Raw genomic sequence first — 15,693 nt, 5'->3', positions numbered from 1 at the left:
GTTACTTGCGCAGATCATCCCATTTGACGAATTCGTGGGCGATGAAATCTTCCATCATCGCCCGCCACATCCGTTCGGCCATGTCTTCGTCAAAGCCATCGATGCGGCACTGGGCACGGACCTTGGTGATCACATCCTCGATCCGGTCTTCGTCACGCACGGCATCGCGGGTCGGTTTGATGCGCGCGGCCTGTTCGATATAGTTCAGCCGTTCCGCCATCAGCGCCACCAGAAGCCTGTCCACCCGATCCACATTCGCACGTACATCGGACATGGTTTCGCAAGGGTTGGCTTTGGTCGTCATCACGGCAGAACTTTCATTATTCACGGAAAATGAAAAATGGCGGCGATTATTCACCGCCATTTCACAATATCTAATAGGCGTATTCCCGGAACAGCGGATCAACCGATCCGTTCCATTCGGTTTCGTATTTATCAAGGAATTCCTCGGCCAGGGTACGGCCACTTTCGGCAACGTCTTCGAGGCTTTCGAGGAAGTGGCTTTCATCGTCGCCATAGGCATCCATGCGACCACGCGCCTTAAGCCCCTGTTTGGAGACGGCCAGAACGTCCTTGGCGAGGTCCTGAACGGTGCCGTTTTTGAACTTCGTAGCAAGGGCGCTACGCGGTACATCGTCGCGAAGGGCTTCGCGTTCGGCATGGCTGAGATCCTTGACGAGATCCCATGCAGCATCGAGTGCGACATCGTCATACAGCAGGCCAACCCAAAGGGCCGGAAGCGCACAGATGCGTTTCCACGGGCCACCATCCGCGCCGCGCATTTCAAGGAATTTCTTGAGGCGGACTTCGGGGAAGGCGGTCGTCATGTGATCGGACCAGTCATTCATCGTCGGGCGTTCACCCGGCAGAACGTCAAGCTTTCCGGCCATGAAATCGCGGAACGATTTGCCTGCGGCATTGATGTATTTGCCATCGCGATAAACGAAATACATCGGCACATCGAGCATGTAATCGACATAACGTTCAAAGCCAAAACCGTCTTCGAACACGAAGGGCAGCATGCCGCAACGGTCCGGGTCGGTATCGGTCCAGACGTGGGATCGCGACGACAGATAGCCGCTTGGCTTGCCATCCACGAACGGGGATGCGGCAAACAGCGCGGTCGCAACCGGCTGAAGCGCCAGCGACGTTCTGAATTTCTTGATCATGTCGGCTTCGGAGGCGAAATCCAGATTGACCTGAATGGTCGAGGTCCGAAGCATCATGTCCAGGCCAAGATTGCCAACCTTGGGCATATAGTCGCGCATGATCGCGTAGCGGCCCTTGGGCATCCACGGAATATCGTCGCGTTTCCATTTCGGCTGATGACCGACACCCAGCATTTCGATATCAAGATCACCGCAGATTTCGCGGATTTCATGAAGATGCTGATGCACTTCGCCACAGGTCTGGTGAATGTTTTTAAGCGGCGCACCGGACAATTCGATCTGCCCGCCCGGTTCAAGCGAGACGGAACAGTTATCCTTGGTGAGCGCAATCACATTGCCGTTTTCAATGATCGGTTCCCAATCAAAGCGTTCGGCAAGTTGTGTCAGAAGGGTCTTTACCCCCCGCTCCCCTTCGTAAGGGATCGGGCGAAGATCGTTACGGGTAAAGGCGAATTTTTCGTGTTCTGTGCCGATGGCCCAGTCTTTTTTCGGTGTACATCCGGACTCGAACCATTCGACAAGCTGACGACGGCTTTCGATGACCGGGCTGTCGCCGGTGGAGGCGCTGACAGTCATAAGGGCTTCCCCTAATCTCTCGTGACCGGAGGTATCGACCAGTCGCCGATGCGATCCTGAAACACGGACAAAGCAGCAATTGCCGCGGTTTCAGCCCGCAAGATACGCGGACCAAGGCTTACAGGCGTTGCAAAAGACTGTTTGCGGATGCGTTCAATTTCGTCGGCGCTAAAGCCGCCTTCGGGTCCAATCACGATTGCATGGTTAACAACATTGTCGTTGTCGATAGCCGAGCCAGCGCCCTTTGCCAATAGCTGACTTAACACTTCACCAATTGGTGAGCCCGATCCCGTCTCGTCACAGAACAATAAATGCCGGTTTTCCGGCCAGTCTGCGAGCCAATCAAGCAATTTAACCGGTGGGGCAATTTCCGGCACGCTGAGGCGTTCGCATTGCTCGGCGGCCTCGATCACCTGGGCTTGCAGACGATCAAGGCGGACCTTGTCGGTAATGCCATGTGCGGTGACAATCGGTTGCAGGGTGCCAACCCCCATTTCGACCGACTTTTCGATCAGAAAATCAAGGCGCTGCTTTTTGATCGGGGCAAAAGCCAGGATCGGACCGCGTTCAACAATCTGGTCACGCAATTGCCGTTCGGCAGTCAAGGTGCCCTTCTTTTTGCGAAGGTGATCGATGGTCGCCAGCCATTCACCATCAAGACCATTAAATATCTTGATTGGCGTTCCGGGCTTGAGGCGCATCACATGTTCAAGGTAATGAGACTGTTCAGGTGCGAGTTCGATCTCGCATCCCGGCGTGATAGGATCGGAAACGAATAGGCGTTGCCGGGCGCGGGTGGCGTCGTCTGTCATATATGTCCCCAGGCCGGTTATTCGGCGAAGTTCAGTTTGTTAAAGAGTTACATAGGCCAATTATGTCACAGGTCAACCAACCGATACAGAACACGAAGAACGATATGCCGTCTGATGGCTGGATCGACCGGTTCGCGCCGTTGGCAAGTCGGCCCTACCTTAAACTGGCACGACTTGACCGTCCGATTGGCACATGGCTTCTGCTTTTGCCTTGCTGGTGGTCAACCGCCATGGCAAGCGACGGTGCGCCCAGCATATTGATGATGGTTTACTTTGCCATTGGTGCATTGATCATGCGCGGGGCCGGTTGCGTGGTCAATGATCTGGCGGATCGCAATTTTGACGGCAAGGTCGAACGCACGGCAACCCGCCCGATCCCTAGCGGTCAGGTCAAGGTATGGCAGGCGATTGCGTTTCTGGGTCTTTTGCTTCTGATCGGGCTTGCCGTGCTGCTGCAATTCCGGATCGAGGCGATCATTGTCGGCATCTGTTCCCTGCCGCTTGTCATCACTTATCCGTTCATGAAACGCATCACCTATTGGCCGCAGGCGGTTTTGGGGCTGACATTTAACTGGGGGGCGCTTGTCGGCTGGGCCGCGGTCACCGGCACCGTCGCACCGGCAGCGGTTGCGATGTATGTCGCGGGGTTCTTCTGGACGCTTGGTTACGACACCATATATGCCCATCAGGACAAGGATGACGACATCAAGATCGGGGTAAAGTCGCTTGCCCTTCGGCTTGGCGATGCAACGCCTAGATGGGCGATGGGATTTTATACCGTGACGACCCTTTTTCTGGGTGTTTCGGGCATGCTGGCCGGGTTGCACTGGATTTATTTCCCACTTCTGGCACTGGCGTGTTTGCATCTGGCGTGGCAGGTTGCCACGGTCAAACTTGATGATGCCGCAAACTGCCTGAAACGGTTTAAATCAAACCGTGATTTCGGTTTGATGGTATTGGCGGCCATCATCATTGCCAATCTGGTCGGCACCGGACTTTAGGCCGATATATGAGCTGATTTTTCCTTCATCTGAACCATTATCGAAAGACCGCCCATGATCGCACCGCTTGCCCTGATGATTGCCGGACTGATCCTTGCGGGTGTCGGGGCGCAATGGTTCGCATGGCGGGCCGGTATTCCGGCAATCGTGTTGCTGTCTATCGTCGGCCTGCTGCTGGGACCGGGAACCGATCTGATCGATCCGGTCAATGATTTCGGCACACTGTTGCAGCCCCTTGTTGCCGTCGCGGTTGCGGTGATCCTGTTTGAAGGCGGGCTTGCGCTTGATTTCCGGGAACTGACGCACAGTGTCAGTGGCGTGATCCGCCTGACGACGATTGCCCCGCTTGTCGCGTGGCTGCTGGGCGCAGGTGCCGCACATTATCTGGCCGATCTTTCATGGCCGGTGGCGGCCCTGTTTGGCGGGATCATGATCGTGACCGGCCCGACGGTGATTGCACCGCTGTTGCGCCATGCCCGATTGTCAAAACGACCGGCGACGCTTCTGAAATGGGAAGGCATCGTTAATGACCCGATCGGGGCACTGTTTGCCGTACTTGCCTACGAAGTCATTGTCGCCAGCCAGCATGGCAACGGGTTTGGCGCGGCAGTCGGTCATCTGGCACTTAATATCCTGCTGGCAGTCCTGATCGGCCTGGCGTTTGGCTTGGGGACGGTTCAGATTTTCAAACGCGGCTGGATCCCGGAATTTTTGAAAGCCCCGCTTGTCCTTGGTGTGCTTCTGACCTGCTTTGCCGGGGCCAATGAAATTCAGGAAGAAAGCGGCTTGCTGGCCGTAACGGTGCTGGGCCTGACGATTGGCAATGCCCATCTGATGGCGATTGATGAAATCCGCCGGTTCAAGGAAACCCTGACGGTCATTCTGGTTTCCAGCGTGTTCATCATCCTGACCGCGACACTTGAATGGTCGATGATTGCCGAACTGACATGGGGGCATGGGCTTTTTGTTCTGGCCATGCTGTTTGTCGTGCGACCGGTTTCGGTGATCGGGTCGCTGGCATTTTCACGGGTGACCTGGAAAGAGCGGTTACTGGTCGGCTGGATCGCACCGCGCGGGATTGTCGCGGTGGCGGTTTCCGGCCTGTTTGGCGCGGAGCTTGTCGAACTTGGCTATGCCGACGGGGCGCTTTTGATCCCGCTGGCCTTTGCCATGGTGTTTTCGACCGTGGTGCTGCATGGCTTTTCCATCCGCCCCATGGCCCGCCACCTTGATCTGGCCGTTAAAGGCCCACCCGGTGTTCTGATTGTGGGTGCGCATCGCTGGACGATTGATCTTGCCCGGCGTCTTGTCGAGCTTGACATTCCGGTGGTGGTTGCCGATAGCCGCTGGCACAGCATGCGCATGGCGCGCGAGGCCGGATTGCAGACCTATTACGGGGAAGTGCTTTCGGAAGTTTTCGAACATCACCTTGATACTTCCTCGCTTGGCAAGCTGATCGCGACCACGGATAACGATGCCTATAACACGCTGGTTTGTACCGATTTCGCGCCCGAGTTCGGCCGACGGGCCGTTTTCCAGACCGGCATGCACGGATCACCCGAAGACCCGAAACGCCATAGCCAGACACTTGGCGGGCTGCCACTGTTTTCCGAGCCGATGACAACCGACGACATCCGGGAGGATTTCCGGCACGGGGCCGAAATTCGGCAAACCCGTCTGACCGACGAATTCGGATGGAATGATTTTATTGAGGTTCAGGGCACCGAACCGCCGGTCATTGCCCTTGTCCGCGGGGCGCAGCTTCATATGGGGCCTGACATTCCCAAGGCAAAGCCGCGTGATATCTTGCTGTATCTTGGTCGCAATGCCCAAAACAGCCAGAAGCCCGACGAAAGCCCGGATGCGACTTCGCTTGCACCCGGGTCACAAAGCAAGTAAGCCCCGGCAATCAAATTCACCCTGATATGGGCCGATCATGACCGATAATGTTTTCGCCGATGCCTTGGTCCCCGAAGTCGACGATCCGCGTTTTGCCGATCTGATCGATACCTTTACCGTACCGGCACGGGTGCCATTGGCGCCCGAGGTCGAAATGTATCTGGCCACCCATATCACGCCACTTTGGCAGGCGACCGAGGATATTCTTGGTGTGCTGGATATCCCGCCGCCCTATTGGGCGTTTGCATGGCCGGGCGGACAGGCGATTACGCGATACATCCTTGATCACCCGGAATTGGTCCGCGGCAAAAAGGTTCTGGATTTTGCGTGCGGTGGCGGCATGCAGGCGATTGCCTGCGTCATGGCCGGTGCGGACAGCATTCTGGCAAACGACATTGACCCGGTGGCCATTACCGCCACCCGACTGAATGCCAAGCGCAATGGCGTTGCATTTGAAACCACGACCGAAAACTTTGTCGGGACGCAATCGGCAACCCGGCGCTGGGATGTGATTTTTGCCGGTGATGTCTGCTACCAGCAGCAAATGGCCAATGCCGTCCTGCAATGGCTGATGAGCGAGGCACGACTTGGCACGCGGGTCATCCTTGCCGATCCGGGCCGGACATATGCCCCGACACGCAACATCGACGAACTTGAAACCTATGACGTGCCGGTGGATGTTGCGGTCGAGGATGTTGAAAACAAATTCACCCGGATCTGGCAGCTTTTGCCAGACCGGGAGAATTAGGGTCAGGATCTATTCAGCTTGCGATCTGTTTCACGCAATCATTCAGTTCGCTGATGCCGGTGAACACGAACTGGATATTCTTTGAAATATCCTGTGTCACGCTGGTTTGTTCTTCCACTGCCGAAGCCACGGCATTGACGTAATCGCTGACCTCGTTGGCCGATGTTGAAATTTGCTGTGTCGAACTGACGACACGTTTGGTGATGCTCAACATCGAGCCAATCTGGACTTCGATCTGATCTGTTGCCTTGGCCGTCTGGGTTGCAAGGTTTTTAACCTCGCCCGCGACCACGGCAAAGCCCTTGCCCGCATCACCGGCACGGGCGGCCTCAATCGTTGCATTCAGGGCCAGCAGGTTTACCTGTTCAGCCAGATCACGGATGATCTGCACCACGCCGGTCATCGCTTCGGATGTTGTTTCCAACTCTCCGCGAATTTCATCGGCCATCTGGATTTTTGAAACAATGTCGGTCACGGCAATCTGGGAACGTTGCATGCTTTCGCTGATTTCCTGAATGGCTGCCAGCATTTCCTCGGATGCGCTGGCGACGGCTTCAGCACTTGCGCTTGATCCTTCAGCAAGTTCTTCGGCCGTGATACGGGTCTGAACCTGTTTGGTGATGTCGGTGGCATATTTGACCACCTTGAACGGCCGACCGTTCATATCTATCACCGGATTATAGCTGGCCTGAATCCAGATTTCCTTGCCACCCTTGCCAAAGCGTTTGAATTCCGCGACCTGATATTTCCCCTGTCCAAGGGCCGCCCAGAAATCACGATATTTGTCGCTTTTGGCATATTCCGGATCAACAAATATGCTGTGATGCTTTCCTTTGACCTCGTCGCGGGAATAGCCCATCGCATTCAGAAAGTTGTCATTGGCATCAATGATCGTACCGTCCATCTCAAACGAAATAACCGCCTGCGATTTGCCGATGGCATCAATCTGGCCTGCAAAATCGGCTCTTTGTATTTTTTCGGCTGTGATATCGGTCGCGTATTTTACAACCTTGAACGGGCGTCCGGACATATCCATGATCGGGTTGTAACTGGCCTGTATCCAGACTTCCTTACCGTTCTTTCCAAACCGCTGATATTCGGCAGACATATATTTACCGTCGCGCAGCCTGGCCCAGAAATCGGCATATTCGCGGCTTTGGGCAAATTCGGGTGAAACAAACATCCGGTGATGTTTGCCCTGCACCTCGGACAACTCGTATCCCATCGCAGAAAGGAAGTTTTCATTGGCCTTCAGGATCGTACCATCCATGGCAAATTCTATCACTGCCTGGGATTTTCCGATGGCATCGACCTGTCCGGCATAATCCGCCGATCTCAGTTTACGATCGGTGACATCGGTTGCGACCTTGAAAACCTTGTAAGGGACACCGCGATGATTAAGCACCGGGTTATAGGTTGCCTGTATCCAGACTTCCTTGCCATTCTTGCCAAATCGCTGGAATTCGGCGGTAAAGAATTTACCCGCACGCAGTTTTTCCCAGAAATCCTTGTATTCGGAACTTTGGGCGTATTTCTCATCGACAAACATTTTGTGATGCTTGCCGCGAATATCTGACAGGTCATAGCCCATCAGGTTCAGGAAATTCTGGTTCGCATCCAGTATCTTGCCATCAAGCGTGAACTCGATAGTACCCTGGGATCTTTTGATCGCTTCGACGATATGGGCATCGTCGGACCGCGCACTAAACATTTCATCCTCCCCACGAAATGAGCATTGCTGCGTAACGCAGCAATGCTGGCAGCAGAAAAACTGCGCCAGTTAATCCCCCCAAAGGATCTTTTGATTTTTCCCATTCCGATACCTCTGTTGTACCCCGAGCATCGGAATTGTATTTTCAACGAATACAACCGGATGTTTCTGGTTCATCCGATTGCAGTCATCAAAGTCTTTTTGGTTTCAGGTTGCTTTTCCCCTTGCAAACCACATTCGAAATCAAAGCAATTTCAAATGGTTACAAAACATGAGAAAGAAAGCAACAACGTAATGGAACGATAATTCTGATGTGGGATCATTCCGCTGATTTTAAATAGCGGCCGGCCAGTTTTTTCCGCATTACAATATTATCAGTCAACCAAAGCACGAAATCGGGATGCATCGGTTGCCCCGCGCGCATTGCGATATGTGCGATCATTTCCCACTGGTTCAGGGACCTGAACCGCCGTTTCGTTGCTGCGATCCCCGCCAGGGCAAAGATATCGTTCGCGTCAAAAACATGCCCGGCAGTCGACTGATAGCTGCCGATCAGATCAACCGATACCCCGCAATCAAGATGCAGGTTTTTTCCGTCAATCTGCTGGTACCGGTAATGATCGGGAACGGATTCCGTTGCGTGCATGTGGGTCAGTTGCACCGCATTCAGCCACGTCACGGCAACCCGTACGCGGGTTCCAGGTGACGGGGCCAATGTTGCGGGGATCGCCCCATAGCCGGTCATATGCGCGGAATAAACGATATCATGGTGATCCATCCAGCCAACCGTGACCGGAACCGGGTCCAGATGACGCGGGGCAGCAAATTTTCGCGCCAGTTGAACCGGCGCCCGGTTGGACCCCACCGCCAGAACAGGCGTTCGTCCGGCGATGGCATCGGTAATGCTGTCGTCCGGAAGGGCCACAACCGCACCATCGACAAACAGGAAGTCATGATCCGGCGCGGTATAGGGATATAAAAACGCGCGCAGGAGATCCTGCGCGCGTGGGTGTTTTTCAATCTGTTCGCGCAAGGAACGATCCGGGATCGCCTGCGCATCAGAAACAGAAAACATCGTCAATCGGTTCCGGTTTTAAGGCCGGTTCAGCCCTCAACGACGCGATAACGGCAATTGCAGTTATCAACGTGCTGCCAAGCCAGTTTCGACCAAGCCTTTTCGGCATCCTTGAAGGTCGCAAACGGGCCGTGGCGTTCTTCTTCGCCGCCGACCGGCTTTTCGAAATCGGTGGTTTCGTATTCGCCACCGACAACCCAGTATTCTTCGAGACGTTCGATACGGTAACGCGAATTGGCGTCGTCAACCGACTGCCAAGCCATCTTGGACCATTCTTTTTCCGCGTCTTCGAAGCTGCCAAACGGACCGACTTTGGTTTCTTCGCCGATCGGCTTGTCAAAACCGGTATCCTGATAGGTGCCCCCGATAACCCAGTACTTGGCCATCTGTGCGTCCTTCATGCTTTGGTGAATGTCGACAGGCCGCACAGGGTGGTGCTGCGCAACCCGGTTTCTTGCCCCTGTATAACCAAATCCGTCTGCAACCGACACCACCAATTTGGTCAATATTGCCATTCAGTCGACGCATAGACGACCAGAAGGCGACAATTTTCCTTTTTATTCTGACTGTTCGCTCTGCCGGATCGCCGCCGTAGGCGGCAGATATCCCAAATGATTTGGTGGGCACAAAGAGCAAAAGGAAAACAAAATGAACATAACACATATCAAGCGTGCCGGTCTTGCTGGCGTTATTTCGATCACCGCGGCCCTGTCTGCCTGCGGAACACCATCGGCGACCCCGGATATTGATGTTCAAAGTGACGATATGGAAGAAGCCACCGCAACGGTTGTTGCGTCGGGATACAGCCCGTTAACCGGTACCGCATTGGTCAATACGATCAATGACCAGACCTTTTCCTATCGTGACGAGGGCAAGGAAACCAACGTGAATGTCACCTATTTCCAGAATGGCATGGCATCCATTACCTGGATTGATGAGGACGGTGATCGCGGCATGCGCGAAAAACTCTGGACCATCGAACAGGGGCAATATCTGTGCCTTTGGGGCCAGGATGAGGAAGATGATTGCATGTCGGTCCTGACCAAGGCGGGCCAGTTGGCAACCATCGATAATGATGGAAACGTCGCCTATTACACCAATCGTTCTTCGTAATTTTCCTGTCTGGCATCCACTCCCTTCAGCCCGATAAGGGAGTGGATGCTGGACATCACGCCTGCACCGTATTAATTCGTGAAACAACAGATTTATTGTTGGCACGGTTTGTTGCTGGTCCGGCTATTGCCAGCTTTGACCGACCGATTTCACAGATTGCGGTGCCCATGCCCTATCAATCCCTTCGCGACTTCATCGACGAGCTTGAAAAGACAGACCGTCTGGTCCGGGTTAGCGAACCGGTTTCCCCCTATCTTGAGATGACGGAAATCCAGACGCGCCTTCTGGCCGAAGGTGGCCCGGCGGTCCTGTTTGAAAATGTCATTGGCGAGGACGGCCAGAAATATGACATGCCGGTTCTGGTGAACCTTTTTGGCACCGTGGACCGCGTGGCGGCCGGCATGAACCGCAAGCCCGAAGAATTGCGCGAAGTCGGCGAAACGCTGGCGTTTCTCAAACAGCCCGAACCACCGGGAAGCCTTAGGGAAGCATTTTCGATGCTGCCCTTGGCCAAGACCGTAATGGCGATGAAGCCCAAAACGGTTTCCAAGGCACCGTGTCAGGAAATCGTCCTTGAAGGTGACGACATTGACCTTTCAAAATTGCCGATCCAGTCCTGCTGGCCGGGGGAGCCGGCCCCGCTGATCACGTGGCCGCTGGTTGTGACACAGGGCCCGACCGCCAATGAAAAGGGCGGTGACAAACGCGATGTGTTCAATCTTGGCATCTATCGCATGCAGGTTCTGGGCAAGAACAAGGCGATCATGCGCTGGCTGAAACATCGTGGCGGGGCGCAGCATCATGCGCGATGGAAAAAGGAAAAGCGCGATCCGTTGCCGGCCGCCATCGTGCTGGGTGCCGATCCGGGTACGATCCTTGCCGCGGTGACACCGGTTCCCGATACGCTTTCGGAATATCAGTTTGCCGGATTGCTGCGCGGGGAAAAGGTCGAGCTGGTTGAGTGCAAAACCGTTCCGCTGAAAGTTCCGGCGACGGCCGAAATCATTCTGGAAGGTTATGTGTCGCTTGATGAATATGCGCCCGAGGGGCCGTATGGCGACCATACCGGTTATTATAACTCGGTCGAGGAATTCCCGGTCTTTAACATCACCGCAATCACCATGCGCAAAAAGCCGATCTATCTGTCGACCTTTACCGGTCGCCCGCCAGATGAGCCATCGGTCCTTGGCGAAGCGTTGAACGATGTCTTCGTGCCATTATTGCAGCAGCAATTCCCCGAAATCGTCGATTTCTGGCTGCCGCCCGAAGGATGTTCGTACCGCATCGCGGTCGTGTCGATGAAAAAAGCCTATCCGGGGCATGCCAAGCGCGTAATGATGGGTGTGTGGTCGTTCCTGCGGCAATTCATGTATACGAAATTCGTCATTGTGGTGGATGACGATATTGATGTGCGTGACTGGAAAGACGTGATGTGGGCGATTTCAACCCGCATGGATCCGGTGCGCGACATCACCACCGTGACCGAAACCCCCATCGACTATCTTGATTTCGCATCGCCCGAAAGCGGCCTTGGCGGCAAGCTTGGCCTTGATGCGACCAACAAGCTGCCCCCGGAAACCCATCGGGAATGGGGCGAAAAGATCTTCATGGAAGACGAGATTATTGATCGGGTTGATGCCAAATGGGACCGGTACGGATTGCCGGGATCGGGCAAGAAAATCTGGCGGGATTAAATTCCCTGAAACACCATGTCCAGTGCGTCGGTGAGAACGAATTTTTCAGAAAACTCACCGACCACTTCTCCGAGTTCCGCAACCGCGACTGTCGCAATGAACTGCGGAAGCAAAACCCATCGGGTATCGTTAATCATGATAACCGGGTTCAAACGCCCGATTGGTTTTGGTATTTCCGAATGCGGACGAAGCGGCACAACCACACGCGTGTTCATATCCGCAAGAAGATCGGCCTGCACATCCACAACATATCCGTTGGCGAATTTATGAATGTCATAACGCGCCATCAGAATTTCCGATGCGATGCCAATGGAATACCGTGCGTTTCAACATAGTCATTGCTGGCCTGTATCGCCGCACTATTTTCCTTTTTCCAGATTTCGGCCTGTCGTTTCGTAACCGCGTCTCTTAGTCCGGCCTCGGCACTGCGTGAAATATTGATTCCAAGCTGCTTTGCCGTTTCCAGAAGTTCGGAATCAAGACTGACATTGGTCGCCTTGCGGGTATGTTTGTTCGTAACAGCGCCCATACTGCACCCCATATCTTATGTGCATAATATATGCGCACTATATCACGCATACTTTCCCGCCTCAATTCCGGAAGAACACCCAATTCTGTCCGTCATCAGACGGCTTATCCGACCAGAAGAACTGTGGCGCGTCACACATGAAATCGTCGACCCGAACCGCGATATTGCAAAGATCGCCATCACCCATGACATCACGCATGTATTCGGGATCGTTGACCTGCCAGCTCATGACCGGCGGGGCGGTTTTATCGTCGATGCACAGGGCGTATTGTTCGGACTGGGCAAACGGGATCTGTTTTAATTCGGAATGCGCCTGTCCCTTGTGATTGGACACCATCAGGACGTCGAAAAAAGGTCCTTCGGGATTGTCACGATCCACCCAGCCGACGATCTGGTCATTGACATCGTCGCAGGTGAAATCCCCCACCAGAACCTGATGACGGTTTTGCGCGGCATATTGCCCGGCCTGAATGCGCATTTCGCGGTAAAGGTCATCGGCGGTTACAGGTGCCGCCACAGTATCATTTGGTGTCGCAGTTTCCTGGGCATTAGCCTGCAACATCGGCAGGGAAGTTCCCAGAAGCAGTGTTGCCACAAACAGGTTTCGCACGTGTATTTCCCGTCATTTCTTGCAGGTTTCCGGTTTTTCCCGGTTCGGTTTTCCGGTCATAATAGCAACTTGCGAAGAAAAAATGGCCAAAGATCAATTTCGGTCAAACAAACGCTTCACACACCGGGTGCGCGCGAAGCAGAGCGCCCTGCCAGATGATATCAGCGACAGTTTCAGGTCCCTGTCCTTTTCTTGCCCTTTGCGAAAAGCGATCAGCCTGCCTATAACCATAGGAAACCACATTCCGATCAAAGGGAGCTTCCATGCCCAAAACCGACATGACACTCGATCGCATCACCGACCTGCTGGCGCGCGCAAAAAAGGCGGGTGCCGACGATGCGGATGCCGTTTATGTCGAAGGCACGTCACTTTCGGTATCGCAGCGACTGGGCAAAATGGAGAAGCTTGAACGATCAGAGGGTGCTGATCTTGGCCTGCGTGTTCTGATCGGCAAGCAGCAGGCGGTTGTCTCATCATCCGACACCAGCGAAAGCGCGTTGAACGAGCTGGTCGAGCGCGCCGTCGCCATGGCGAAAAACGCCCCCGAGGACCCATTCTGCGGCATTGCCGACCCATCTGAACTTGCCGAAACATTTGATGTCGAGGCGCTTGAACTTTGCGAACCGGGTGAAGTCAGTCAGGAAAAGCTGATTGCATGGGCCACCGCCTGCGAAGAAGCTGCACGATCGGTTGAAGGCATCACCAATTCCGAGGGCGCAGATGCAGGATGGGAAACCCACCAGATCACGCTTGCCGCGACCAACGGCTTTGCCAATTCCTATGCTGGCAGCGGCAGCCACATTTCCGTATCCGTCCTTGCCGGAACCGGCACCGGCATGGAACGCGATTATGATTATGACAGCGCGGTCTTTTCGACCGATCTGCGCGATCCGGTCGATATCGGCCTGAAGGCAGCGGAAAAAACCCTGAAACGGTTGAACCCGCGCAAGGTCAAAAGCACACAGGTGCCCGTGATTTACGATCCGCGCGTTTCGGCATCCCTCGTCGGGCATCTGGCCGGTGCGATCAACGGATCGGGTATTGCGCGCGGCACCAGTTTCCTTCTGGATGCCATGGGCAAGGAAATCTTTGCGCCGGGGATCAACATCATTGATAACCCGCACCGCAAACGTGGCCTGCGATCCAAACCGTTTGACGCCGAAGGTGTCGCCAACGAAAAACGTCATCTGATTGAAAATGGTGTTCTGAAAACCTGGATCATGGATTTGCGGTCCGCCCGCCAGCTTGGCCTGAAATCAACCGGCAACGCATCGCGTGGTGCAGGAAGCCTGCCGGGTCCGTCCACCACGAACCTTTACATGGAACCGGGCACCATATCGCCCGCCGACATGATCAAGGACATCAAACAGGGCCTTTACATCACCGAAATGATCGGAAGCAGCGTTAATGGTGTGACCGGCGATTATTCGCGTGGGGCATCGGGCTTCTGGATCGAGAATGGCGAACTTGCGTATCCGGTGTCTGAAATCACGGTTGCCGGCAACCTGAAGGACATGTTCAGAACGGCCGTACCGGCCAATGACCTGACCTTCAAATACGGCACCAATGCCCCGACAATCCGGATTGATGGCATGACACTGGCCGGGCAATAAGCCCGAAAATCAATCGGCGGCGATTTGCAACAGGGGTGTGTTTTGCGCATCCCTGTTTTCGTTTTGGCGGCCATTGCATTGGTCGGCATAGGCCTGAGGCACCATAACCCGTACCGGATAAGGTGACAGGCTGATTTCGCAGGGCAGCTTGCCGGCACTTTCGCCGTCAATCTGCAAGGGTGCGGGGCCGCAATGGCTGGTGATGGTCAGTCGTTCGGTCTGTACGACCGATACATCGGTTTGCGCATGCAACCGGTTCAGCGTCAAAGCAATCCCGTATCGCGCCAGCGCCATAAAACCGCTTCCTGGCATCAGCACGACATCAAGGCTGTTATCGGTCAGTTTGGCGTCGGGGGAAATAACGAACGCCCCGCCATAATGCTTAGCATGTGTCGCAACCACACCGGCGACGCGATATTGTTCGCGTCCGATATTGACCTCGAAATCGCGGTGATGCGGAAAGATGATATTACGGAGCCCTTCGATAACATATGCGCCCTTGCCGATCAGTCTTTTAAGTTTTAGCGACACATTTGCGACGGTATCGGCATCAGCCCCCATACCCACCATCAAAAAGAACGCCCGGCCGTTGACCAGCCCGGGCCGCACCCAGACCTGTGCCGGGTTATTGATGTAATCGGCAATTGCCTGCGCGCGGATTTCAAGCCCGACCTCGACCGCCAGAACATTGGCTGTTCCCAGCGGAATGATACCAAGCGGCGGAACTTCGTGGCCTTCGATCTGCGCATCAAGCAAACCGTTCAGAGCCTCGTTCAGCGACCCATCGCCGCCGGCAACAAAAAGCCGTTGATGGGCACGAACCTTGCGCGCCAGTTCACGCGCATGGCCGGGATGGGTTGTCTGTAACAATTCAACCTTTACACCGGCTTTTTGCAAAATGCTTGAAAGGAAACGCTGTTTGTTTCCGCCTGCACGCGGATTGAAGATGACAGTTACCCCGTCATGGGTCATTGCGAAAAACTTTCGAAATAAAAATGAAACATTACTTTCGCGTTCCCTTTATACAAAATGAAATATGTAACAGGATATTGACAGAACCGATAAATTTATATGAACGGGTTATATATTCGCGCCATTTGTTTTAAACAATTACTGGTTGGGGACAGTATCCGGCATGTAAAA

At 54.4% G+C, this 15,693-nt stretch carries 17 protein-coding genes; 7 read left to right on the top strand and 10 right to left on the bottom strand.

All coding sequences use genetic code 11. The annotated features are described in order from the left end of the window. Position 1: 1 nt before the first annotated feature. The 3 genes from TH5_RS13395 to TH5_RS13385 are packed head-to-tail and all read right to left on the bottom strand — an operon-like array spanning position 2 to position 2,557. Complete coding sequence (locus TH5_RS13395) at positions 2-364, bottom strand: chorismate mutase (protein WP_114122295.1); 363 nt, start codon at positions 362-364, stop codon at positions 2-4. A gap of 10 nt (positions 365-374) precedes the next feature. Next, positions 375-1,745 (bottom strand): glutamate--cysteine ligase, encoded by a 1,371-nt coding sequence (locus tag TH5_RS13390; RefSeq protein ID WP_114122294.1) that lies wholly within the window; start codon positions 1,743-1,745, stop codon positions 375-377. A gap of 11 nt (positions 1,746-1,756) precedes the next feature. Further along, positions 1,757-2,557, bottom strand: coding sequence for a 16S rRNA (uracil(1498)-N(3))-methyltransferase (locus TH5_RS13385; protein ID WP_114122293.1), 801 nt, complete (start codon positions 2,555-2,557; stop codon positions 1,757-1,759). A 62-nt stretch (positions 2,558-2,619) separates the two neighbouring features. On the opposite strand from TH5_RS13385, the gene ubiA reads away from it, so the two are divergent. Genes ubiA through TH5_RS13370 form a run of 3 tightly spaced genes read left to right on the top strand, consistent with a single transcriptional unit; the run spans position 2,620 to position 6,205 of the window. Further along, positions 2,620-3,558 (top strand): 4-hydroxybenzoate octaprenyltransferase, encoded by a 939-nt coding sequence (ubiA, locus tag TH5_RS13380; RefSeq protein WP_114122292.1) that lies wholly within the window; start codon positions 2,620-2,622, stop codon positions 3,556-3,558. A gap of 54 nt (positions 3,559-3,612) precedes the next feature. Further along, a complete protein-coding gene (locus TH5_RS13375; protein WP_114122291.1) occupies positions 3,613-5,457 on the top strand; it encodes a cation:proton antiporter in 1,845 nt (614 codons plus the stop codon). A gap of 37 nt (positions 5,458-5,494) precedes the next feature. Next, entirely contained in the window at positions 5,495-6,205 is a 711-nt protein-coding gene (locus tag TH5_RS13370; RefSeq protein WP_114122290.1) for a class I SAM-dependent methyltransferase, read from the top strand. A 13-nt stretch (positions 6,206-6,218) separates the two neighbouring features. Here the strand turns inward: TH5_RS13370 and TH5_RS26000 are convergent, their stop codons facing one another. After that, the gene (locus TH5_RS26000; protein ID WP_114122289.1) at positions 6,219-7,916 is read right to left on the bottom strand and encodes a methyl-accepting chemotaxis protein; all 1,698 of its coding nucleotides are present in this window, start codon (positions 7,914-7,916) and stop codon (positions 6,219-6,221) included. A gap of 24 nt (positions 7,917-7,940) precedes the next feature. Between TH5_RS26000 and TH5_RS13360 the strand changes: the two genes are divergently transcribed. Next, positions 7,941-8,222 carry a hypothetical protein gene (locus TH5_RS13360; RefSeq protein WP_147250106.1) on the top strand — a complete coding sequence of 94 codons (282 nt, stop codon included), beginning with the start codon at positions 7,941-7,943 and terminating at the stop codon, positions 8,220-8,222. 13 nt (positions 8,223-8,235) lie between these two features. Here the strand turns inward: TH5_RS13360 and TH5_RS13355 are convergent, their stop codons facing one another. Next, positions 8,236-8,991, bottom strand: coding sequence for a hypothetical protein (locus TH5_RS13355; protein ID WP_114122287.1), 756 nt, complete (start codon positions 8,989-8,991; stop codon positions 8,236-8,238). Between the two features lie 29 nt (positions 8,992-9,020). Beyond that, complete coding sequence (locus TH5_RS13350) at positions 9,021-9,377, bottom strand: DUF4170 domain-containing protein (protein WP_007091209.1); 357 nt, start codon at positions 9,375-9,377, stop codon at positions 9,021-9,023. A 262-nt stretch (positions 9,378-9,639) separates the two neighbouring features. Between TH5_RS13350 and TH5_RS13345 the strand changes: the two genes are divergently transcribed. Both TH5_RS13345 and TH5_RS13340 read left to right on the top strand, forming a co-directional pair. Beyond that, positions 9,640-10,104 (top strand): hypothetical protein, encoded by a 465-nt coding sequence (locus TH5_RS13345; RefSeq protein WP_062950634.1) that lies wholly within the window; start codon positions 9,640-9,642, stop codon positions 10,102-10,104. 167 nt (positions 10,105-10,271) lie between these two features. Next, entirely contained in the window at positions 10,272-11,798 is a 1,527-nt protein-coding gene (locus tag TH5_RS13340) for a UbiD family decarboxylase (RefSeq protein ID WP_114122340.1), read from the top strand. Here the strand turns inward: TH5_RS13340 and TH5_RS13335 are convergent. From TH5_RS13335 to TH5_RS13325, 3 genes are all read right to left on the bottom strand, one after another. Further along, positions 11,795-12,085, bottom strand: a complete 291-nt coding sequence (locus TH5_RS13335) for a CcdB family protein (RefSeq protein ID WP_114122286.1) — start codon at positions 12,083-12,085, stop codon at positions 11,795-11,797. The genes TH5_RS13340 and TH5_RS13335 overlap by 4 nt on opposite strands. Further along, positions 12,085-12,327 carry a type II toxin-antitoxin system CcdA family antitoxin gene (locus tag TH5_RS13330; RefSeq protein ID WP_062950642.1) on the bottom strand — a complete coding sequence of 81 codons (243 nt, stop codon included), beginning with the start codon at positions 12,325-12,327 and terminating at the stop codon, positions 12,085-12,087. Before TH5_RS13330 ends, TH5_RS13335 begins: the two co-directional genes overlap by 1 nt. A 61-nt stretch (positions 12,328-12,388) precedes the next feature. Continuing rightward, on the bottom strand, positions 12,389-12,937 hold the full coding sequence (locus TH5_RS13325; protein WP_114122285.1) for a hypothetical protein: 549 nt from the start codon (positions 12,935-12,937) through the stop codon (positions 12,389-12,391). 263 nt (positions 12,938-13,200) lie between these two features. On the opposite strand from TH5_RS13325, the gene TH5_RS13320 reads away from it, so the two are divergent. Then, the gene (locus tag TH5_RS13320) at positions 13,201-14,550 is read left to right on the top strand and encodes a TldD/PmbA family protein (RefSeq protein ID WP_114122284.1); all 1,350 of its coding nucleotides are present in this window, start codon (positions 13,201-13,203) and stop codon (positions 14,548-14,550) included. A 9-nt stretch (positions 14,551-14,559) separates the two neighbouring features. Here TH5_RS13320 and TH5_RS13315 read toward each other — a convergent pair whose 3' ends face one another. Beyond that, a complete protein-coding gene (locus tag TH5_RS13315) occupies positions 14,560-15,522 on the bottom strand; it encodes a diacylglycerol/lipid kinase family protein (RefSeq protein WP_114122283.1) in 963 nt (320 codons plus the stop codon). Positions 15,523-15,693: the final 171 nt, after the last annotated feature.

Origin of the sequence: Thalassospira xianhensis MCCC 1A02616, from assembly GCF_003326475.1 — a bacterium.
Lineage (GTDB): Bacteria > Pseudomonadota > Alphaproteobacteria > Rhodospirillales > Thalassospiraceae > Thalassospira > Thalassospira xianhensis.
This window is presented reverse-complemented; position numbering and strand designations above follow the sequence as displayed.

Coding starts and splice junctions, on each gene's coding strand:
- TH5_RS13395 (WP_114122295.1), bottom strand. CDS start 364: ATGGCGGTGAATAATCGCCGCCATTTTTCATTTTCCGTGAATAATGAA.
- TH5_RS13390 (WP_114122294.1), bottom strand. CDS start 1,745: ATGACTGTCAGCGCCTCCACCGGCGACAGCCCGGTCATCGAAAGCCGT.
- TH5_RS13385 (WP_114122293.1), bottom strand. CDS start 2,557: ATGACAGACGACGCCACCCGCGCCCGGCAACGCCTATTCGTTTCCGAT.
- ubiA (WP_114122292.1), top strand. CDS start 2,620: ATGTCACAGGTCAACCAACCGATACAGAACACGAAGAACGATATGCCG.
- TH5_RS13375 (WP_114122291.1), top strand. CDS start 3,613: ATGATCGCACCGCTTGCCCTGATGATTGCCGGACTGATCCTTGCGGGT.
- TH5_RS13370 (WP_114122290.1), top strand. CDS start 5,495: ATGACCGATAATGTTTTCGCCGATGCCTTGGTCCCCGAAGTCGACGAT.
- TH5_RS26000 (WP_114122289.1), bottom strand. CDS start 7,916: ATGTTTAGTGCGCGGTCCGACGATGCCCATATCGTCGAAGCGATCAAA.
- TH5_RS13355 (WP_114122287.1), bottom strand. CDS start 8,991: ATGTTTTCTGTTTCTGATGCGCAGGCGATCCCGGATCGTTCCTTGCGC.
- TH5_RS13350 (WP_007091209.1), bottom strand. CDS start 9,377: ATGGCCAAGTACTGGGTTATCGGGGGCACCTATCAGGATACCGGTTTT.
- TH5_RS13345 (WP_062950634.1), top strand. CDS start 9,640: ATGAACATAACACATATCAAGCGTGCCGGTCTTGCTGGCGTTATTTCG.
- TH5_RS13340 (WP_114122340.1), top strand. CDS start 10,272: ATGCCCTATCAATCCCTTCGCGACTTCATCGACGAGCTTGAAAAGACA.
- TH5_RS13335 (WP_114122286.1), bottom strand. CDS start 12,085: ATGGCGCGTTATGACATTCATAAATTCGCCAACGGATATGTTGTGGAT.
- TH5_RS13330 (WP_062950642.1), bottom strand. CDS start 12,327: ATGGGCGCTGTTACGAACAAACATACCCGCAAGGCGACCAATGTCAGT.
- TH5_RS13320 (WP_114122284.1), top strand. CDS start 13,201: ATGCCCAAAACCGACATGACACTCGATCGCATCACCGACCTGCTGGCG.
- TH5_RS13315 (WP_114122283.1), bottom strand. CDS start 15,522: ATGACCCATGACGGGGTAACTGTCATCTTCAATCCGCGTGCAGGCGGA.